We start from the raw sequence: 20,235 nt of genomic DNA, 5'->3' as shown, positions 1-20,235 counted from the left end.
CGTTGGACGACGCCTTGCAGGACGCCGTCCGGGCGGAGCCGACGCGTCAGGCCGAGGCGGATCGACCGCGAGGCTCTGCCGATGGTGACCGCCGGCGCGGTCGCCGGCGGCTCGCGCGACGTCGCGGAACATCCCCGCCGGACGATCGAGCCCGGCGGCCGGGCCGCCCGTGACCGAGATGCCGTCAGGAGATCGCCGTGCCCAAGCTCAACGCCATCCTGGAGACTGCGCTGTACGTCGCGGATCTCGACCGCGCCGAAGCCTTCTACCGCGACACGATGGGATTGCCCTGCCTCTTCACGGATTTCCGCATGCGCGCCTTCGACGTCGGCGGCCGCGGCGTCCTCCTGCTCTTCCCGGAGGGCGGGTCCCTGCAGCCGATCGAGACGCCGGGCGGGCTCATCCCGCCGCATGACGGCCGCGGCCCGGCCCATGTCGCGTTCTCGATCGACGCGGACGCCCTCGCGTCCTGGGAGGAGCATCTCGCGGCCTCCGGCGTGTCCGTCGAGGGGCGCACCCGCTGGCCGAGGGGCGGCGTCAGCGTCTACTTCCGCGACCCGGACGGGCACCTGCTGGAGCTGGCCACCCCGGGCCTCTGGAAGGGCTACTGAGACGGCGCCGGGCCGCGTCGGGGCGGCCCTCAACGCCGAAGGGGCCGCGTCCTTTCGGACGCGGCCCCTTGCGAGCTCGGCTTGGCGCGGCGGTCGGGATCCGACCGCCGCGGCGCGGTCTTAGTAGGAGCCGAACTTGTAGTTCAGGCCGGCGCGGACGACGGCGAACTCGTCGGAACGGCGGCCGATGCCACTGTAGACGACGGGGAAGTTGTTGGCGGCGTTGATGACGAACGCGCCCTGGTTGCGGGTGTTGCGGTCGAGGTTGACGTACAGGCCTTCGACCTTGAGCGTCACGGCCGACGAGCGGAAGAAGTTCAGGAAGGAGTCGGTGGGGAGCGCGTACTCGACGCCGCCGCCGACGGCCCAGCCGGTGCGGAAGCTGTCGTTGCCGGCGTAGCCGCCGAAGGAGCGGTCGGCGCTGCCGGAGCCGTAGGCGAAGCCGCCGGTGCCGTACACGAGGGTGCGGTCGAAGGCGTAGCCGAGGCGGCCGCGGACGGTGCCGAAGAAGTCGAGGCTGGAGAGGCCGCGCGGGTCGGTGACGTAGTAGCCGGGGGCCAGCGCGCCGGCGACGAAGGCGTTGTTCCGGTTACGGCCGAAGTCGAGGTACTGGGCATCGGCCTCGATACCGAACACGACGCCGGAGCCGGGGGTCAGCTGCCAGTTGTAGCCGATCTGGCCACCGCCGGAGAAGCCGTCCTGGCTGCGGTTGCGGAAGGAGGCGACGGTGCCGGGAGCGGCGTAGGGGAACGGCACGGCGAAGGTGTTGCCGGTGTTGCGGTCGCTGGCGTCGAAAGCGTAGCCGGCGTTGATACCGAAGTAGGCGCCGGTCCAGGTGAAGACCGGGACGGGGGTGAAGACCGGCGGCGGGGCGGCGCGGCGCGGCAGGTCGGCAGCCGAGGCGGCACCGGTCAGGAGGGCCGTGGCGGCGCTCGCGAGAAGAAGCTTCTTGATCATCTGGTCCTCTGTCTCCCGTTAGGCGGGATGTGTGCGGGGCGGACAGGACGTCAGGATGTGCGGACGCGATAGTGCATTGTTGCAACAGCGTCGGCGGGGGTCCGGAGGCGGTGGACCGGAAGGTGCGCTGGAGCACATCATCTCGGCGTCGTGATCGAAGGATCGGGAACTATTTCGTGACATCTGCCACGTCGCCCCGCCGCGATGACCAATATGTCGGGCGTCGCCCGCTCATCTCTCCGCGTCTCGCCACGCGCGGGCGATCCGATCACGCCGAACCGCTTCGGCGAAACGCTTGATCCAAGTTGTTGTCCGCGCCGTCGCGCGCAGTGAGGCTTCAACCGAAGAAGACGCCCGAGGCGACCCCGAGGCGACGTCGCGGAGGGCGCTTCATGGATCGATCGGCCTGCTTCCACGACGCGTCCCAGATGGCTGAACGTCCCCTGGATTCCGACGCCGGTCTGGTTCGGGCCTCGTGCCGGCTGGCGACCGCCCGCTTCCTCGAGGACATCGTGACGATCCTGCGGGAGACGGCCCGGGAGATCGCCGGCTCCGATGGGATTGCTGTGGTGCTGCGCGAGGGCGACGCCTCATTCTACGCCGCCGAGGACGCCATCGAGCCGTTGTGGCGCGGCCGCCGGTTTCCGTTGACCGACTGCGTTTCGGGACGGGCCATGCTCGATGGCGCGACCATCGTCGTGCCGGACATCGAGTGCGATCCCCGGGTGCCGATCGCGGTCTACCGACTGACCTCGATGCGCAGTCTCGTGGTGGTTCCGATCGGCTCCCCCGAGCCGGTCGCCGCCCTCAGCGCCTATTGGTGCGCCTCCGTCATCCCCGACGACGGGACCGTTCGCCGGCTCGAGGGTCTGGCCCGGCACGCGGCGGCGGCCTTGGATCGGATCCGTCCGAGCGGGCCGTGACGGTCGGTGCCGGCCGTTCGGATCCTGCGGGCCGGCGGGATCGATCGGCCGCTCAGGCCGTTCCCCGCCTTCATCGCCCTGCACGGAAGTCCCAGACCCTCCTCATGAAGCGCCTCACCCTCATCGGCATCTTCGTCGCCCTGCTGCTCGCCATTGTGGCGATCGCGGCCACGTGGTCGACGGTCACGCCCGTCAATCCGGCCGTCGCGCCGGATACGTCGTCGACACCCAACCCCACCGCCCAGCGGAAATGATGCGGCATGACGGGCCGCCCGGCGTGCCGATCCTGATCGACCGGACCCGCTGATGAAATCTCCGTCGAGATTCTGGCAAAGAGGCACATTTCTATGCCAGATCATCCCGGTTGTGCGGCCGGGATTCGCGTCATGAGTGAGATTTCGAGGACGCCGATCGACGCGACCGACGGATTCAATACGCCGTTCGACCGGTTGCAGGCCGCCCTCGATGCATCCGGCGTGGTCGGCGCCTGGGATTGGGACATCCGCCGCGGCACCATAGTCTATGATGCCGGGGCGGCCCGGTTGCTCACCGGCGATCCGGCCCTCGCCGGTACGGAGATCAGCGGCGCCGACGCGCTGGCCGCCGTCCATCCGGACGACCATCCGTGGCTGCTGGACCAGGTCCAGCGGGCCGTGCGGTCGGGTGGTCTGGTGCTGGCCGAGTACCGCGTCGTGCAGGGCGGAGCCGAGCACTGGCTGATCAGCCGCGGACGGACCGTCCCGGATTCCGCGGGGCGGCCGGTCCGGGCGCGTGGCATCATCATCGACATCACGGAACTCCGGGAAGGCGGCGGCCGCTACATCTTCACCAGCGCGGCGGCGCCGGACGACCCCTTGAGCCGTGCGGCCGATCTGGCCATCGCGCTCAGGCAGACGCTCGGCGAGGATGCGGCGGCGGAACTCCGCCTCGCGGCCGACGGATTGTTGATGAGCCTCGGCCGCGCCCTGGCCCGGACGATGGGTCGACGCTGAGCGGGATCCGGGTGACCGCCGACCGGACCGCCCGCGCGATCCTCCGGGAGGGTCCGCCGGGCTGGCCGGGAGGAACGCAAGCACAGGATCTCGAGGCCGCCCGCGAAGCGTTCGGAACGCGTGCGCCGGACGTTCGGCCGGCCCGGCGAAAGCGTCCGATCCTGCGGCTCTCGGCAGCGGTCCCGCGTCCGCGGCCCTGCGGATCCCGGGCCCGACGAAGCTCCCGAAAGCGGCGGCCAGGACACCCGGCCGCCCGAGCCGCCGCGCGGCATGCCAACCTGGAGCGCCTGACGGCGATCGCCGGCACGGTCCGGGGCCGTCGCGCCGGGCCACCGCCGACCGTCGCGTCGGCGACGCGCCTGTTCGCGATGCCATTGCCGGTTCCGGCAAGCGGGCGGCTGCGCCGCACGGGTGCCGAATCTGGCCGCCACCCGGGTGTCCATGATCCCGGACGATCTTCGGTGGCACGAGACGGGTCGTCACGCGATCCCGGTGATCGACGCGGCGCCATCGCCTCTCGGAGGCCGTAGGGCACGAGAAAATCGGAATCTATTCGATGAGTCTTCGTTCAATTTTTACCTTGTTTAAACCCTTGTTGAGCCCAAACGATCTGAACGTAAACCGCTATTTGGAAATCTGCACATGAACGAGACCTTCGATGAAGCCTCCAACACCTTGGCCGTTATAACGGCCGAGCTTGTTGCGGCCTACGTGTCGAACAATCCGGTTCCGGCCTCGGAGTTGCCGGCCCTGATCGCGCGGGTGCATGGCGCGGTCAGCGGGCTCGTCGCCGGGACCCTGACGCCGGAATCCGGGGCGGCGCCCCAGGCCGAGATCGAGAAGCCGGGCGCGGCCCAGGTCCGCAAGTCGGTCCGGCAGGACGGGATCGTCAGCTTCATCGACGGCAAGACCTACAAGACGCTGAAGCGCCACTTGGCCAGCCACGGCCTCGATCCACGCAGCTACCGGGACCGCTACGGCCTTCCGGCCGACTACCCGATGGTCGCCCCGGGCTATGCCGAGCAGCGCTCCGCCCTCGCCAAGGCGATCGGCCTGGGCCAGCCCGGCGCCATGGCCCGTCGCGGCGGCGCGAAGCGCTGATCCCCCGCGGGCGTGACGCCGCCGGACGGCGCCGCGTCCCGTTCCCCCCCGACGGAGCCGGGATCGTCAATCGTCCGTCACGGCGACGGATCGGCCGGGGGCAGCCGCGGGGAGATCGTCCGCCTCCGTCCGGCCACGGCATAATCCCAGGCGATCAGCCGTCTTGCCGGTCGAGGCGCTGCGCCATCGCCTTTCGCCGCCCGGTGATCGGCAAAGGCGATCGGCAAAGGCGATCGTCTCGGCCTCCCTGAGACGAATCTCCGCAGGTCTCGTCTCGGGACCAGGGTGCATCGCGCTCCGAATCTGTATAGAACATATCATGAACAGAGCGCTTCGGATCGGCAGTTTCAATCGCCGACGCGTCCTGTCTCGGATCGCGGTGGAGCCCTGTGGATTGATCGAGAGAGCCTCAAGGCCGACGCGGCTGTACCGTTTCCACTGTACGGACGGCCACGAGCTGGTGACCGACCTGTGCGGCAGCCGGTTGCCCGACGGGGCGCCGATGCGGGCCCATGCCGAGCGCGTCGCCCTCGCTCTGATGGAGCGGGTCGTGGAGCGGTTCGATTGGTCGGGCTGGCAGGTCGAGGTCTACGACGCCAAGGGGCGGCGCGTCTGGATCCGGGCCTTTCCCGACGTGAACGTCGACACGCGGGCCGCCTGAGGCGGGCGGCCGCCGAGAAGGAGAAGCAGATGGCCTACAAGCCGAAATCCGCCGCGGAGACCAAGGCGCGGGATCTGGGGCTCGCCCTGGCCCGGATCGCCGAAGGGGCGGGCCTGCCGGCGAGCATCGGGGTCGATCAGGTGCGGCGCGCGAGTCCGCGGCTGACCCCTCTGGCGGTCGGCCAGATGGTGCGCAAGGAGCGGGACACCGTGGAGGCGACCCTGGCCGAGCGCGGACTGGCGCTCGTCGATTATTCCGATCAGGGGCCGGGTCGCGGGATGGAATTCTGCATCGACACGGCCACCTGAGCGGCTCGATCAGGCGGTCGCCGGGCGGCTGCGCAGGAGGCGGCCCAGGAGGCGGAACGGCAGCAGCGGCAGCTTGATCAGCGCCGTGACCACCAGAACCGCCACGACGGTAAGAAGCGCCAGAACAGAGTTCATCATGCGCGTCGGACTCCCATGACCGGCTCGCCCCTCGGGCCGGGAGTGCTACGAGGCGCCCGGAACACGGCGAGACTATGAACGGGTCAGAGCCATTCGGTCGCAGCCGGGCGTCGGGGATGAGCGTGGGTATGCGGCTCCGCTCGGGTGGTCCCACCCCGCAGGCCCACGCCGCGCCGTCGGGAAGCGGTTCGGGGAGGAGTTCGACATGTGCAGGCGTCTCGCCGGCGGCTGGGCCGGGTTCGCGGTCACGGTTCTGCTGCCTCTGGCCGGACCAGCCGCCGCCCAAGTCCAGGCTCAGGTCGTCCAGGCTCAGGTCGTCCAAGCTCCGATCGTCCAGGCTCAGGTCCATGTGCGCTATGCCGATCCGGACCGGTTCACCGATGCCGAGAACCGGTTCGGCTCCGGGCAGCCGCTCCGGGTCACCCTCGCCGAGCTGACCCGGATCTTCCGGGATCTCGGCACGGCGCGGCTCCGCCCGGATGAGCGCCTCGACATCATCGTCCTCGATGTCGATCTCGCCGGCTTCGAGCGCCCCGGCTTCGCGACGCCGACGGGCCTGCCGGTCGTGACGGATGCGACGCCGCCACGGATCCGCTTCGCCTATGTCCTGCACCGCGGCGATCGAATCGTCGCGCAGGGCGAGGACACGGTGACGGATATCAACTTCCTGCTGACGTCTAACCCGCGTTTCTCCACCGGCAGCCTGTATTACGAGCGCCAGCTCCTGCGCGACTGGTTCGCCCGGCGCTTTCCGGAGCCGGCGGGCCGCCGCTAGGGCACGTCACCGGCGGTTCGTCCCTGCATTCGTCCTGTCGGATCCGACAGGGCCGCGGACATCCGCCGTGGCGCTCGTGGAGCGCGCTGTGGCGTGGTGGCGTGAAGACCGATGCGATGTCGCGACATCCGGCTTTCGGGACTCGTCGGATGGTCGCAAGACCCGGAGCCGATGGCCGCTTCGACGATGAGGGCGCCCCTATCAAGCCCCGGGGCTGTGTAGTACCTGGTCATGATCTGCACGACGGGCCGCCCCCGGGCCGGTCGCGGAACGGTCCCCGCTCGAGTCCCGCGGCGCTCGCCCGGGCTGGAGCCTCTTCAGTCGGTCACCGCATGAGCGAGGCCTGCATCTTCTCGGCCGGCTGCAGCGAACTCGCGGACCTGGTCCGGACCTATGATTGGACGCAGACGCCGCTGGGGCCCCTGGCGGATTGGCCCCAGAGCCTGATCTTCACGGTCAGCACCCTGCTGCAATCGCCGGTGCCGATCGTGCTGCTGTGGGGCGAGGACGGCATCATGATCTACAACGATGCCTATTCCGTCTTCGCGGGGGCGCGCCATCCCAAGCTGCTCGGCTCCAAGGTGCGCGAGGGCTGGCCCGAGATCGTCGATTTCAACGACAACGTGATGCGTGTCGGACTGGCTGGCGGGACGCTCTCCTACAAGGACCAGGAACTGACCCTGCACCGCTACGGCCAGCCCGAGCCGGTCTGGATGAACCTCGACTACTCGCCGGTCTTCGGCGCGGATGGTCGGCCCGCCGGGGTCATCGCCATCGTGGTCGAAAGCACCGAGCGGGTGTTGGCCGAGCGCCGCCTGCGGGAGAGCGAGGAGCTGTTCCGCACCCTCGCCCAGGGCATCCCGCAGCTCGTCTGGCGCGCCGCGATCGACGGTGCCTGCATCTGGTCCAGCCCGCAATGGCACGCCTATACGGGTCAGACCGAGGCGACGAGCCGGGGCTGGGGCTGGCTGGACGCGGTCCATGCGGACGATTACGCGGCGGCCGAGACCGCTTGGCGCGAGGCTCCGGTGAGCGGCCACCTCTCCTTCGAGCACCGGCTCCGCAACGCGGCCGAGCAGCGCTTCTGCTGGTTCCAGACCCGGGCCGCCCCGGTCCGCGACGCGCAGGGCCGGATCGTCGAGTGGCTCGGAACCTCGACCGACATCGACGATCTGCGCCAGTTTCAGGAGCGGCAGCAGGTCATGGTCGCCGAACTGCAGCACCGGACCCGGAACCTGCTCGGCGTCGTGCGCTCCATCGCCCAGCAGACGATGGCTCAGACCGGGCCCGGCGAGACGTTCCGGGAGCGCTTCAACGACCGCCTGTCCGCCCTCTCCCGGGTCCAGGGCCTCCTCTCCCGCTCGGATCAGGAGCCGATCACGCTCCGCGCCCTGATCGAGACGGAACTCGCCGCCCTCGACGCTCCGGCCATGCAGGGGCGCATCCGGCTCCACGGCCCCGTGGTGCGGCTGCGTAAGGCGACGGTGCAGACCTTCGCGCTGGCCCTGCACGAACTCGCCACCAACGCGCTGAAATACGGCGCGCTCACCAGCGAGGAGGGGCGCCTGACGGTGACGTGGCGGACCTACCGGGCGGACGATGGCGGCGGCCGGCTGCTGGTGGAATGGGTGGAGGACGGTCTCGTCCGTCGACCGGATTCGGCGGACGCGCCGCCGCGGGGCGGATACGGGCGGGAACTGATCGAGCACGCCCTCCCCTATGCCCTCAAGGCGACCACCAGCTACGAACTCGGCGACACCGCGCTCTATTGCGCGATCAACATTCCCCTCCCCGACGGAGAAGCCGCAGGCAGCCCCGCATGACCCCGACTCCACGCCCGCTGGCCGGCAGGCGGGTCCTGCTGGTCGAGGATGACTACTTCATCGCCATCGATCTCAAATCCGGCTTCGAGGCGAGCGGTGCCCAGGTGCTGGGACCGGTGCCCAGTGTCGGCGAGGCGCTGGCGCTGATCGCCCGCACGGCCGCGATCGACGCCGCGGTGCTCGACATCAACCTGCAGGACGAGCTCGTCTATCCCGTCGCCGACGCGCTGTACGCGCGGGGTGTGCCGTTCCTGTTCGCGACCGGCTACGATCCGGTCGCGGTGCCGTCCCTCCACGGAGCCGTGGCCCTCTGCCAGAAACCTCTCGACCCGCAGATCGTGGCGCGCGCGCTGTTCGGCTGAAGCACCGGGTCCCGCGTCCGCGCCGGACCCGGTTGTCGGGGCTTCGGCCAATCGGGCGGGTGTTTCCCGTGAAACATCTCCGCCTGCGCGCCGCTCTGCATCGGAGCGCCGTTACTGTCCCGAACGACACGAGACGGGCTTCGGACGGAGCGGCCATGCATCGGCGGGGATGGTGGGGCCGCCGTGCGGCTCATCGATCCCCGAAGGCGCGCACGAGGGCCCCGGCGGCCAGCCACAATCCTCTCAGGAGCCATCCGACCAGCCGAACCGCCTGGACCAACAGCTCGATCCCTTCGAGCAGATCGACCAGCCGCCGCAACCGGCCGGGCCGGCGCGATGCCGGCTCGGCCTCGATCGACGGATCGCCCGATTCTCTGCGGTCCTGCATGCCTCTCTCCGGAGCACGGCGCCGGCCTGCGTGCGGTCGGCGTGCCTCACCATGCGGCCTGGAGGCCTGCGGCGAAGACCTGGGCGGTGGCGCCCGGACGCACGTCACCGGTGTAGCCCAGGGTCAACCGCACGCCGTCCGCCACCGGCCCGGTCAGGCTCACCCCCAGGACCGCCCCGTCCCGGCCGAGGGCGCTGGTGCGGGCGGCAAACTGCGCCCCGAACAGGCCGGAGCGGACCACCGCGTAAGTGTCGGCCAGCTCGTGCGCCCAATAGGCCCGACCCTCCAGCCGGAGGTCCGGCACGCCCGCGAAGGCCACGCTCGCCACGCGGCCGCCCACGAGGCTGCGCGCTGCGTCGAGATCGGCCACCGCGAATCCCTGGCCGCCCAACCCTTGGCCCCCGAACCCCTGGCCCACCAGGCCGCCCCGCTCGGCCACCCGGCCGCGCGTCAGCCGGTCGTAGCTGAACCCCACCTCCGGCACGACCTCGACCGGCAGATCCACGGCCAGCGCGTACCCGGCAAAGCCCGCCACCCCGCCGTTCCAGCCCGACGCCAGCCCGCTCGCCTGCGACACCGCCGTGCCCAGGGCCACCGTCCGGTCGATCCGCCCGTCCGCGTACGACACCCCCGCCGTCCCGCGCAGCACCACCGGCCCCAGACGCGTCTGCGCGTACAGGCTGCCGCCGTAGCTGTCCGTGGTGAACCGGCCGAGCCCCGCCCCCCGCGACGTGCCGGTCTCGCGCAGGTAGCTGAACGCCCCGCCCACCTGCGTCTCCGCCCCGACCTGCCGGTCGACGCCCACGAGCAGGCCGCCCGTGCCGTAACCGGCGCCCGAGGCCGCCCGATCGCCGGCCCGGTCGCCGAACCCGTACAGCGCGTCCGCCCAGACCCGGCCCTCGCCCACCGCCAGCGGCTGGTCCGGCACCCCGGCGGCGCCGCGCACCTGCAGCGCCGTGCGGTTCGGGCCCAGGCCCGGATCGCCCGCGCCGAACGCCGCCGTCCCGCCGCCCAGCCCGCGCTGGTGCCGGTCGATCGCGTCGGCGATCAGCCGGCGCGCGGAGAGATCGGTCATCACCGCGTCGCCGTAGCTCTGGCCCGACAGGCTGGCCAGGCCGCCCGGCAGGGTGGCCGGGCTAGCCGCGTAGAGCGGATCGTAGACCCGCGCCCGGGCCGCGTCCGGCCGGGTGCCGGCGGCCGGGCGGGCGATGTCCAGCGCCGCGCCCACGGCCTGGGCGTTGCCGGTCTGGGGGAGGCCCAGCCCGGCGAGGTTGCCGTAGGCCGCCGGCGTGACCACGAGGTCGAGGCCGGTGGCGGCGTAGAGGGCGTCGAAGCGCGTGCCGGCCGGAAGCCCCGTCGTCGGCTGGGCGAGGCCGGTGAACGAGCCCGACAGCCCCCCTTGAGCGGTGAGCACGCCGAAGCGCTGGCCGAGGGCCGGGGTGAAGCCGTTGGTGGCGTTGCCGGTGAGGCCGCGCAGCTCCGGCACGAGGGTGCCCCCCGCCGACACCGTGCCGGTGGCCCCCAGCGCCAGGAGCCGGGCGTAGCTGCCGGCACCCGTGCCGGTGCCGGGTCCGTCGATGTCGAGGCCGAGACGGCTGCCGGGGGCGAAGGCCACCGGGCCGAGCACCGGGAGGGTGCCGGGGGAGTTGCCCGGCCGCAGGGCGCCGGCCACCGTGACCGGGGCGGCGATCGTGCCGATGCCGCGCAGGGTGCCGGCGGCGGCCACCGTCACGGGCGAGGCCCAGAGGCCGTTGAGCGCGAGCGTGCCGGCCTGGATCGTGGTCGGGCCGGAGAAGCGACCGGTGCCGGTGAGCGTGAGCGTGCCGGTGCCGGCCTGGGTCAGGCTGGTGGGGCTGGCGGTCTCCAGGATGGCGCCGGCATAGGTGGTGGAGGCCGGGCCGGCGACCGTGAGGGCGCCGTTGCCCAGGACGGCGGAGGCGGGGCCGGACAGGCTCGCCACCGTGAGGGCGCCGCCGCTGAGGTCGAGGGCGCCGGCATTGGTCAGGGTGGTGAGGCCGGCCAGCGGCCCGGTGACCTGGATCAGCCCGGTGTTGGTCAGCGCGCCGTTGAGCTGCCCGGACAGGCGGGCGAGGCCGGTATTGGTCAGGTCGGTGGTGAGGGTGCCGTCGCTGGCGACGAGGCCGGCATTGCCGAAGCCGGCCGGCGCGGTGAGGCTGGCGGTCTGGGCGAGGACGACGATGCCGGCATTGGCGAGCGGCCCGGCGAGGCTGTAGCGGCCGCCTGCGGTGACGGCGAGGGTCGCGCCGGCGGCGTTGGCGAGGGTGCCATCGCTGGCGACGTTGCCGGAGACGGCGAGCAGCCCGGCGTTGTTCGCGATGGCGCCGTCGATGCGGCCGGCGCTGGCCAGCACGGTGCCGGTGTTGGTCAGGCCGCCCGCGAGGGCGCCGCTGCTGGCGAGGCTGCCGGTGTTGGTCACGCGGCCCGCGATGGCGCCGGTGTTCAGGGCTGTACCGGTGTTGGTCAGGCCGCCCGCGATGGTGCCGCTGCTGGCGAGGCTGCCGGTGTTGGCCACGCCGCCCGCGATGGCGCCGGTGTTGAGGGCTGTGCCGGTGTTGGTCAGCCCGCCCGCGAGGGCGCCGCTGTTGGCCAGGCTGCCGGTGTTGGCCACCCCGCCGGTGATCGTGCCGGTGTTGAGGGCCAGCCCGGCATTGGCGAGGCCGCCCGCGATGGTGCCGCTGTTGCCCAGGACGCCGAGATTGCCGACGCCGCCGGAGACCAGGCCGGCATTGAGGAAGCGCGCCGCGGGGCCGACGCGGACCGGTGCGGTGAGGCTGCCGGTGGCGGTCAGAGTCAGGGTGCCGGCGCCGACCAGGGCGCCGCCGGTGACGGTGTTGGCGGCCGACAGGACGGCGGTGCCGGATCCGGTCTTGACGAGCACGCCCGGCTGGCTGCCGTCGGCGATCGGACCCGCGAAGGTGGACGTGCCGCCGTCGATCTGCAGGGTGCCGGGGCCGGAGAGGGTGAGCGGGCGGGCGGTGGCGAATCCGTCGGCCAGGACCTCGAGGGTGCCGCCGCCGAGGGTCAGGCCGGTGCCGGCGGCGCCGAGGTTGGCGTCGCGGGAGACGGCGAGGGTGCCGCCGTAGACGGCGGTGCCGCCGGCATAGCTGTTGGTGCCGGCGAGTTCGAGGGTGCCGAGCCCGGTCTTGATCAGGCCGCCGACGCCCGAGATGTCGTTGGCGAAGCGGCCGTAATAGGCTTGGCCGTTATAGGTGGTGTTGACCGTCCAGGTCGAGGTGAACTGGCCCGGACCGTCGATCGCCTTGCCGAGGTTGAGCAGGCCCCAGCCGAAGGTGGCGTTCGGGGCGTCGGCGGGCCCGTCACCGAGATGGGTGGCGGTGGTGAACATGGTCTGGGCGATCTGCGGCGCCGTCAGGAATGGGAAGGCTTGAAACAGGACGGCTGCGGCACCGGAGACGTGCGGCGCTGCCATCGATGTACCATTTTTCAACCCGTATCCGCCGCCCGGAACGGTCGAGTAGATACCCACGCCGGGCGCGGCTATACACCAAGCTGCTGTCACGCCGCATAGATTGCTGAAAGATCCGATTTGATTGTTTTTGTCAGTTGCGACGACTGAAACGATGTAGCCTGACAAGTCGGAAAAATCGACCTTCGACTGATCGATCGGCCGATTTTGACCATCATTGAGCTGATAGACGCCGCTGTTTGCGTTGCTTGGACGTATGAAAGGATAGAACGCAACGCCGGTCGGATTGATGGCGACTTTTTCCTGATCTTCACGCTCATTGCCAGCCGCAAAGACTAGCAGCATACCTTTGTCTGCGGCACGTTTGAGGGCGCTGTACTCCGCCAGTGCGTCACCGTATTCGTATGATTGTATTTTCAGCTGAACGTAATAAGGATTAGATATTACATTGCCGTTATCATCGAGAATGAGCTTGGTCGGCAAGGAGGGGCCATAGCTGCCATTGAGAACTCGCGCCCCATTGGCTGCCGCGAAATCAACCGCGGCATTGGCATCGGTCGAGATTTCGTTGAGGCCCAATCTCTGCTTGATAAAATTGGCCTCGGCCGGGCCCATGATCGCATTCAGTGAGAGCAGCGTGCTTTCAAAAGCGACGCCCATCATCTCGCCGCCGGCTGCAGATGCCCCAATCGTTCCTGAAACGTGCGTCCCATGACTGTTGAGGTCGACGAGAAGAGTGCTGCGGATCGCTCCAGGGGGATCGGTGAGCCAAAAGTTCCGAGAGGCAGACGATATCCGCCCAGCAAATTTCGGGTGATTGGGGTCGATGCCGCTATCGACAACTGCCACCGAGACGCCGAGCCCCGTATAGCCACGCGCGTAAGCCGTCGCGGCATTGATCGCGGCGAGCCCCCAATCACCTTGGTAAGCCGACCAGTTCGAGAAATCAGCCGCTGTCAGTCCGAAAGTCGAGGGCGAGCGCGCCGGCACGGTCTGCGCCGCCACAGGTCCCAGAGCCAGCGCGAGCGTGGCGAGCGAGCTGCCGACCAGCAATCCCATCCGGACGGGGCCGCACCGTCGCGTTCCGGCGCCCGTGCTCTTGCTCGGATCACAGGATCCGGTCGCATGCTCGACGTCGCTATACTGTTGGACCATCGGACTGACCCCCGTCATGCCTGTCACAGACTTTGCGCGGGGGTTAGAAAATGCGGCTTTAACGAACTATCACATTGCAGCCACACTCTGCGCCGCGCGTAACATTCTGAAACGGGGATCCCCCTTTCTGAGACGGAAGGAACCATCCCACCGGCGCGCAGGTCAGAATCCTCCGATGCTGGGCCCGCTGCGGCCCGGTCGGGCGACACCTGCGTCGAATCGCACGCCGCAGCGACAAACGACAGTGTACAGCTGCTCGGGTCGGCGGGAGATAGGAGGACTGTCCGGATGGACGCGGCTAACGTGCGGGACGACCCGACCGCGTTGCCACGCGTCACCTTGGGGCAGGCCCTCGTTCTTCATCGGTCGCGCTAACAGCAGGTGTCAGGCTCCACGTATGTCTTCCGAGGAGAGAAACCGGGACCCGGACGTGGCACCCGCCGGCGGCGACGCCCCGGGCGGCGAGGTCGCCTGCCTGCGGTTCGAGCCGCCCGGTGATCCGGAGGCGCTCGGCCGGGCCTGGCAGGACCATCTCGCGCCCATCTTCGACGTGAGCTTCCGCCCGGAGACCGATCTCACCATCCCGATCGCGATGCGCAGCTACCATCTCGGCGACCTGCTGGTCGGCGACGTGGTGGCGCCGGCGCACACCCTCGTGCGGACGCGGGAGATGATCGGCCAGCAGGGCCTCGATCACATCCTGCTGCAGTTCTACCGCCGGGGGCAGAGCCGCGTGGAGACCGATCACGGCACCGGCCCGGTGAACGAGGTCCAGTGCATCGTCTTCGATCTCGCCCAGCCCGTGCGCATCGTCGCGGGCGCGGTCGACGCCACCAACGTCGTGATCCCCCGCGCGCTTCTGGAGAAGCAGGGCTGCCACCCGGACGCCCTGCACGGCCGCCCCCTCGACCATGACGGCGACCCGTTCGGGCGGCTGGTCCACAATTTCGTCGCCAACGTCGTCGCCTGCGGCGACCTCCTCGACCGGCGCGAGGCCCTGGCGGCCTCGACGGCGATCACCCAGCTCTGCGCCAGCTGGCTGCGCGGCCAGGAGGAGGGGCGCCCGTCCCAGAACCAGGACGTCCGGATCCGCGTCCGCCGCCTCGTCGAGGCGGAACTCGGCAACCCGAAGCTGACGCCCGCCCTGGTCGCGGCGCGGCTCGGCCTGTCGCGCTCGACCCTGTACCGCCTGTTCGCCCCCAACGGCATCGTGGCGTATATCCGCGACCGGCGCCTGATGGCGGCGATGCGGATGCTCGTGCGCGACGATGCGTCCAAGCCCCTGCGCATCTCGCAGGTCGCCTTCGCGGTCGGCTTCTCGGACGAGCGGACCTTCCGGCGGGCGTTCAAGCGCCGGTTCGGCTTCATCCCCAGCGATGCGTCCCAGCGCCTGGACGCCCACCCCGACCCCGCGCCCGGGGCCGTCCTGCGCAACTGGATCGAGAGCCTCTGACATGCCGCGCCCGTCCACCGGTCGACGGCGCGCCGTCGCGCCTGCGGGCGTCGTGGCGTTCTGCCTCTGCCTCGCGGCCGCCGTGCCGCTCGCCGCGGACCCTTTGCACGCCGAGACCCGGGACACGGCTCGGGCGGCATCCGAGGGCGTGTCGGAGGGGCCGCCCCTCGCGCTCCGCACGAACGATCCCGAGACGTGGCGGGTCGCGACGCATCCGGTGCCGCCCCTGGTCATGGAGGCGGAGGGCCGGCTGCGTGGGTTCAGCATCGATCTCTGGAACGCCATCGCCCGGGAGCTGGGCGTCCGGACCGCCTTCGTCCGCGTCGACGACCTGCCGGCGCTGTTCGGGGCGGTCTCGGACGGGCGCGCGGACCTCGCCATCGCGGCGGTGTCGATCACCGCGGAGCGCGAGCGGCGGTTCGACTTCTCGGTCACGATGCTGGAGACCGGCCTGCGCATCGCCGTCCCGGCGGCGCCGGACGCGACCGGCTCGGCCACCGGCCGGGCCCTCCGGGCGCTCCTGAGCGACGCCACCTTCCTGCAGGTCCTCCTGGGGCTCGCCGCCCTCATCCTCGCGGTGGCGGCGCTGATCTGGTGGCTCGAACGCCGCCATCCCGGCGGCATGGCGGCGCGGGCGCGGCCGGCGCACGGCTTCGCCCACGTCCTCTGGTGGGCGCTGAGCAGCCTCGCCGCGCAGGCGGAGGAGATGCCGCGCAGCCCCCTCGCGCGGGCCATCACGGTGGTCTGGCTGTTCACCTGCATCGCCCTGGTGGCGTGGTTCACCGCCGGCCTGACCAGCACGGCGACGGTGGAGCGCCTGCGCGGCGCGATCAACGGCCCGCAGGATCTGCCGGGCAAGCGGGTGGGCACGGTCGCCCACACCACGTCGGTCGCCTATCTGGCGGACCACTTCGCCACGCCGGTGGGGTTCGCGAGCCTGGAGGAGGCCTGCGCGGCCCTGCAGGCCGGCACGGTCGCCGCGGTGGTCTACGATGCCCCCGCCCTGAGCTACTACGCGACGCAGCCCGGCCACGCGCCGCTGCGCCTGATCGGGCCGGCCTTCAACCGGCAGGCCTACGGCATCCTGTTCGCGGCGAACGACCCCCGGCGCAAGCGCGTCAACCAAGCCCTCCTCGGCCTCAGGGAGGATGGCCGCTACGACGAGATCTACAGCCGCTGGTTCGGCTCCGAGAGCGGCGAGGCTCAGGATCGCTGAGGCGCGCCGCGGTGGCGGTGGGCCTCGGCCGGGTGGCGCGCGGGCAGCCGGTCCCCCTGGCCGAAGAGCTTCGCCCGGAGTGAGCCCTCGGCATAGGCGGTCTTGTAGAGGCCGCGATCCTGCAGTTCCGGGATCACGAGGTCGATGAAGTCGGAAAAGCTCTCCGGCACGACGATCCGGCTGAGGTTGAAGCCGTCGACCTCGCCCTCCTCGATCCAGGCCTGGAGCTCGTCGGCGATGGCGACCGCGTCGCCGGTGAGCACCGGGTAGCGGCCGCCGAGCTGCAATTCGGCCAGGAGGTCGCGCTTCGTCAGCCCGCGCTTGGCCGCCGCCGCCGTGGCCGACTGGATGGCGTTGCCCGGCGCGTAGGGGATCGCCTCGTCGAGGCCGTAGCGGGCGAAGTCGATCCCCGTGGAGGCGGAGAAATGCGCGAGCCCCGCCTCCGGGCTCGCGTAGGACAGGTATTCGTCCCGCTTGGCCTCGGCCTCCGCCCGGGTCCGGCCGGGGATCACCGCGAGGCCGACGAAGACCTTCACGTCGTCGGGATTGCGGCCGGCCGCGACCGCCTCAGCCCGGATGGCGCGGACGGACTCGCGGGCGGTGGCCGTGTCGCGGGCGGAGATGAACACGCACTCGGCGTGGCGGCCCGCGAAGGCGCGGCCGCGGCCCGAGGCGCCCGCCTGGTAGAGGACGGGCGTGCGCTGGGGCGACGGCTCGGACAGGTGGTAGCCGTCGACCGCGAAGAACTCGCCCCGGTGGTCGACCTTGCGGATATGGGCCGGATCGCTGAACACCCGGGCCGCCCGATCGCGGCGCATGGCGGCGTCGTCCCAGCTGCCCTCCCAGAGCCGGTAGAGAACCTCCAGATACTCGTCGGCATAGTCGTAGCGCCGGTCGTGTGCCGGCAACGTGCCGCCGCTCTGGGCGCGGTGGGCGCTGTCGAGGTAGCCGGTGACGATGTTCCAGCCGATCCGGCCGCCGGTCAGGTGGTCGAGGGTCGAGAGGCGCCGGGCGAAGGTGTAGGGCGCCTCTTGGTGGACGTTGATCGTCACCCCGAAGCCGAGATGTTCGGTCACCGCCGCCATGGCGGTGATCATCACGGTCGGGTCGTTGACCGGGAGCTGCACGGCCTCCCGGGCGGTCACGTCGATGCCGTCGCCGTAGACGTCGTAGACGCCGATGATGTCGGCGATGAACAGGCCGTCGAACAGGCCGCGCTCCAGGAGCTTCGCCTGGTCGGTCCAGTAGCCCAGCGTGTTGTAGGCCGACGAGCGGTCGCGCGGGTGCGTCCAGAGCCCGTGATTGATGTGGCCCACGCAGGCCATGTTGAAGGCGTTCAACAGGATCTGCTTCTTCTGGGCGGCCATCAGAGCGCTCCGTGCCGGGGCGGCAGCCGGCCGTCGAGGTGGTAGGCGCCGATCCAGTGGTACTTCCAGCGCACCGGATCGTGCAGGGTGTGGGTGCGGACGTTGCGCCAGTAGCGGTCCAGCGCCTCGGCCCGGTCGGTGGCGGAGGTGCCGCCGAGTTCGATGAGCGCGTTGGCCGCCCGCAGGCCCGCCCGGTGGCTCGCCGCCCGGGCCTCCGCCACCGCCACGGAGGCCGCCGCGACGTTGTCCGCATCGGGGGCGTCCTGCGCGGCGTCCACGAAGCGGCCGGCCCGCGTCAGCAGGGCGTCGGCCGCCGCGAGGCGGACCTGGACGTCGCCCAGCGCGTGGAGGGTCAGGGGATCCTCGCTCGCTCGGGTGACGCCGGAATCGATCCAGGGCCGGGCGCGGTCCCGCACGAAGGGCAGCGTCGCCGCGAAGGCGCCTTCGCCGATGCCGAGATCGATCCCGGCGTGCAGGATCTGCGCGAAGGGGCCGATGGCGGTGGGCCGCTCCAGCGAGGCCTGGAACGGCACCACCCAGCCGGGCTCCACGGCGACCCGCTCGAACAGGACCGAGCCCGAGCCGGTGACCCGCTGGCCGAACCCGTCCCAATCGTCCACCAGGGTCACGCCCGGCGCGTCCCGGGGGATGAAGACCAGGTAGGTGGCCGTGCGGCCCGCCTCCTCGGCCTCGACCAGCGTCGGGATGCGGTGGGCATAGAGCGAGCCGGTGCAGTAATACTTGCGGCCCTCGACGAACCAGCCGGCCGGATCGCGCACGAGCCGGGTGCGGCGGGTGTGGTCCCGCGCGCCGATCTCGGCCAGCGCATTGCCGAATCGCTCGCCCGCCAGGACGCGGCCGTAGAGGTCGCGCTTCTGGGCCTCGGTGCCGCCGTTGCGGAGCACCTCCAGGGCGTAGAAATGGTTCTGCGGGATCTGGCCGAGGGACCCGTCCGCCGCGGCGATCCGGGCGATCACCTGCGCGACCGTGGCGCTGTCGAGGCCGGGGCCGCCATAGGCCTTCGGCACCGTGATCGCCCAGAGGCCGGATTCGCTGAAGCGCTCGACCTCGGCGACCGGCAGGCGCCGCTCGAGATCGCGCGCGACCGCGGCCTCCGCGAACGCGGCCGCCAGCGTGTCGGCGATGGCCAGCGCCGCCGCGGCGTCGGCGATCACCGGCACCGGGCGCGGCGGTGCGGGCGCCTGCGTGAAGGCGGTCTCGTGGGGCTGGAGCGGCATGGCCCGATCCTCAGTTCCACTGGTGGCGGGCCGGCAGCACGCCGTTCAGGGCGTGGTTGCCGAGGAGGTGGTACTTCCAGCGCACGGGGTCGTGCAGGGTATGGACCCGGGCATCCCGCCAGAACCGGCCGAGATTGTACCCGTCGCGGGTCGCCGAGGCGCCGGCGAGTTCGAGCAGCCGCTCGGAGGCCTCCAGGGCGACCTCGGTGGTGAGGATCTTCGCCTGCGCCACCGCCACCGAGGCCTCGGCCGCGCTCTGGGCGGTGACGGGGGCCGCGGCGATCCGGTCCAGGGTCCGGCCGGCCCGGGCCAGGACCGCCTCGGCGGCGTGGAGGTCGACCGTGAGCCGTCCGACCTCGCCGAGGATGTGGGGATCCTCCGCGACGGTCTCGGCGGTGAAGGGATAGGGCCGCGTCCGGGTGCGCAGGAAGTCGAGGGCCGCGGCGACTGCGCCCCGGGCGAGGCCGGCATCGATCGCCGCGTGGATCAGCTGGGAGATCGGCCCGAACAGGCCCGGGCGCCCGGCGAGGGGCGCGAGGTCGATCGTCAGATCCGCCTCGACGGGGGCGTTCTCGAAGATCACGCTGCCGCTCGCCGTGGTGCGCTGGCCGAAGCCCTGCCAGTCGTCCACGACCCGCACGCCCGGGGCGTCCCGGCGCAGGAAGACCAGGAGCGGTCCTCCGTCGGGGCCGACCGCGCGGGTCGGGATCCAGTGGGCGAAGAGCGCGCCGGTGGAATAGAAGCGGTGGCCGCTCAGGCGCGGGCCCGCCGGCCCGGATGTCAGCCGCGTCTCCACGCGGGTGATCGCCTTGCCGTTGCGGGCGGGGCCGGCATTGCCGATCCGGTGGCCGGCGAGGACGTCGCGGTAGATCCGCGCCTGCTGGGCGGGGCTGGCGGCGACCGCGACCAGCGCCAGGACGCCGAACTGGTTCTGGGGGATCTGCGCCGCCGAGCCGTCGGCGGCGGCCAGGATCGTGAACACCTCGGCCAGCGTCGCGTACGAGACTTCCGCGCCGCCATGGGCCCGCGGCACCGTGAGGCCGCCGAGCCCGCTGTCGGTGAAGGCCGCGATCTCCCCCCAGGGCAGGCGCCGGTCGCGGTCGCGCTCGGCCGCGCCCGCCGCGAAGATCCGGGCCACGGCCTGTGCGGCCGCGATCGCCTCGGCGTCGGATCCGATCCGGTGCGGGGGCGACGGCGGCGGGGGCATCGGCTCGGCCGCCCCGTCGGCGACGGATTCGTCCATGTCCAGGCTCATGGGTGCAGGCTCATGGGTGCAGGCTCACGGGTTCAGCCTCAGGGATGCGGCCTCGGGTGTGGGC

Annotated in this window: 19 protein-coding genes; 12 read left to right on the top strand and 7 right to left on the bottom strand. The window is 71.3% G+C overall.

Annotated features, from left to right (window positions below; all coding sequences use genetic code 11):
• Nucleotides 1-197 precede the first annotated feature (197 nt).
• Nucleotides 198-611, top strand: coding sequence for a VOC family protein (locus P9K36_RS24670; protein WP_278306168.1), 414 nt, complete (start codon nucleotides 198-200; stop codon nucleotides 609-611).
• Nucleotides 612-731: 120 nt separating this feature from the next.
• Here the strand turns inward: P9K36_RS24670 and P9K36_RS24665 are convergent, their stop codons facing one another.
• Entirely contained in the window at nucleotides 732-1,568 is an 837-nt protein-coding gene (locus P9K36_RS24665; RefSeq protein WP_083683604.1) for a porin family protein, read from the bottom strand.
• Between the two features lie 392 nt (nucleotides 1,569-1,960).
• Between P9K36_RS24665 and P9K36_RS24660 the strand changes: the two genes are divergently transcribed.
• The 6 genes from P9K36_RS24660 (at nucleotide 1,961) to P9K36_RS24635 (ending at nucleotide 5,553) form a co-directional block, all read left to right on the top strand.
• Entirely contained in the window at nucleotides 1,961-2,491 is a 531-nt protein-coding gene (locus P9K36_RS24660; RefSeq protein ID WP_274926586.1) for a GAF domain-containing protein, read from the top strand.
• A gap of 104 nt (nucleotides 2,492-2,595) precedes the next feature.
• A complete protein-coding gene (locus P9K36_RS24655) occupies nucleotides 2,596-2,745 on the top strand; it encodes a hypothetical protein (protein WP_164706361.1) in 150 nt (49 codons plus the stop codon).
• A 132-nt stretch (nucleotides 2,746-2,877) separates the two neighbouring features.
• Nucleotides 2,878-3,483 carry a PAS domain-containing protein gene (locus P9K36_RS24650; protein WP_278306167.1) on the top strand — a complete coding sequence of 202 codons (606 nt, stop codon included), beginning with the start codon at nucleotides 2,878-2,880 and terminating at the stop codon, nucleotides 3,481-3,483.
• A 642-nt stretch (nucleotides 3,484-4,125) separates the two neighbouring features.
• Entirely contained in the window at nucleotides 4,126-4,584 is a 459-nt protein-coding gene (locus tag P9K36_RS24645; RefSeq protein ID WP_043348035.1) for a MucR family transcriptional regulator, read from the top strand.
• Nucleotides 4,585-4,903: 319 nt separating this feature from the next.
• Nucleotides 4,904-5,245: a hypothetical protein gene (locus P9K36_RS24640; RefSeq protein ID WP_244538979.1), complete on the top strand. Its 342-nt coding sequence runs from the start codon at nucleotides 4,904-4,906 to the stop codon at nucleotides 5,243-5,245.
• A 29-nt stretch (nucleotides 5,246-5,274) separates the two neighbouring features.
• On the top strand, nucleotides 5,275-5,553 hold the full coding sequence (locus P9K36_RS24635; RefSeq protein ID WP_043348032.1) for a hypothetical protein: 279 nt from the start codon (nucleotides 5,275-5,277) through the stop codon (nucleotides 5,551-5,553).
• 9 nt (nucleotides 5,554-5,562) lie between these two features.
• Here P9K36_RS24635 and P9K36_RS24630 read toward each other — a convergent pair whose 3' ends face one another.
• Nucleotides 5,563-5,691, bottom strand: coding sequence for a hypothetical protein (locus tag P9K36_RS24630; RefSeq protein ID WP_257787387.1), 129 nt, complete (start codon nucleotides 5,689-5,691; stop codon nucleotides 5,563-5,565).
• 205 nt (nucleotides 5,692-5,896) lie between these two features.
• On the opposite strand from P9K36_RS24630, the gene P9K36_RS24625 reads away from it, so the two are divergent.
• From P9K36_RS24625 to P9K36_RS24615, 3 genes are all read left to right on the top strand, one after another.
• Nucleotides 5,897-6,466 (top strand): DUF3016 domain-containing protein, encoded by a 570-nt coding sequence (locus P9K36_RS24625; protein WP_278306166.1) that lies wholly within the window; start codon nucleotides 5,897-5,899, stop codon nucleotides 6,464-6,466.
• Between the two features lie 332 nt (nucleotides 6,467-6,798).
• A complete protein-coding gene (locus P9K36_RS24620) occupies nucleotides 6,799-8,289 on the top strand; it encodes an HWE histidine kinase domain-containing protein (protein ID WP_043348026.1) in 1,491 nt (496 codons plus the stop codon).
• Complete coding sequence (locus P9K36_RS24615) at nucleotides 8,286-8,651, top strand: response regulator (RefSeq protein WP_043759537.1); 366 nt, start codon at nucleotides 8,286-8,288, stop codon at nucleotides 8,649-8,651. Before P9K36_RS24620 ends, P9K36_RS24615 begins: the two co-directional genes overlap by 4 nt.
• A 190-nt stretch (nucleotides 8,652-8,841) precedes the next feature.
• On the opposite strand, the gene P9K36_RS24610 is transcribed toward P9K36_RS24615, so the two are convergent.
• Entirely contained in the window at nucleotides 8,842-9,039 is a 198-nt protein-coding gene (locus tag P9K36_RS24610; protein WP_043348020.1) for a hypothetical protein, read from the bottom strand.
• Between the two features lie 46 nt (nucleotides 9,040-9,085).
• The gene (locus P9K36_RS24605) at nucleotides 9,086-13,546 is read right to left on the bottom strand and encodes a S8 family serine peptidase (RefSeq protein ID WP_278306165.1); all 4,461 of its coding nucleotides are present in this window, start codon (nucleotides 13,544-13,546) and stop codon (nucleotides 9,086-9,088) included.
• A 526-nt stretch (nucleotides 13,547-14,072) separates the two neighbouring features.
• Between P9K36_RS24605 and P9K36_RS24600 the strand changes: the two genes are divergently transcribed.
• Complete coding sequence (locus P9K36_RS24600) at nucleotides 14,073-15,095, top strand: helix-turn-helix domain-containing protein (RefSeq protein WP_236952740.1); 1,023 nt, start codon at nucleotides 14,073-14,075, stop codon at nucleotides 15,093-15,095.
• Nucleotide 15,096: 1 nt separating this feature from the next.
• A complete protein-coding gene (locus P9K36_RS24595; protein ID WP_278306164.1) occupies nucleotides 15,097-16,311 on the top strand; it encodes a transporter substrate-binding domain-containing protein in 1,215 nt (404 codons plus the stop codon).
• On the opposite strand, the gene P9K36_RS24590 is transcribed toward P9K36_RS24595, so the two are convergent.
• From P9K36_RS24590 to P9K36_RS24580, 3 genes are read right to left on the bottom strand one after another with little or no spacing between them, the layout of a single operon-like run.
• A complete protein-coding gene (locus P9K36_RS24590) occupies nucleotides 16,299-17,678 on the bottom strand; it encodes an LLM class flavin-dependent oxidoreductase (protein ID WP_278306163.1) in 1,380 nt (459 codons plus the stop codon). The genes P9K36_RS24595 and P9K36_RS24590 overlap by 13 nt on opposite strands.
• Nucleotides 17,678-18,916: an SfnB family sulfur acquisition oxidoreductase gene (locus P9K36_RS24585; RefSeq protein WP_278306162.1), complete on the bottom strand. Its 1,239-nt coding sequence runs from the start codon at nucleotides 18,914-18,916 to the stop codon at nucleotides 17,678-17,680. Before P9K36_RS24585 ends, P9K36_RS24590 begins: the two co-directional genes overlap by 1 nt.
• 10 nt (nucleotides 18,917-18,926) lie before the next feature.
• Nucleotides 18,927-20,171 carry an SfnB family sulfur acquisition oxidoreductase gene (locus tag P9K36_RS24580; RefSeq protein ID WP_278306160.1) on the bottom strand — a complete coding sequence of 415 codons (1,245 nt, stop codon included), beginning with the start codon at nucleotides 20,169-20,171 and terminating at the stop codon, nucleotides 18,927-18,929.
• Nucleotides 20,172-20,235: the final 64 nt, after the last annotated feature.

This window comes from Methylobacterium sp. 391_Methyba4 (assembly GCF_029691625.1).
Lineage (GTDB): Bacteria > Pseudomonadota > Alphaproteobacteria > Rhizobiales > Beijerinckiaceae > Methylobacterium > Methylobacterium fujisawaense.
The sequence above is the reverse complement of the archived record's forward strand: the minus strand, read 5'-3'. Positions and strand labels throughout refer to the sequence as shown.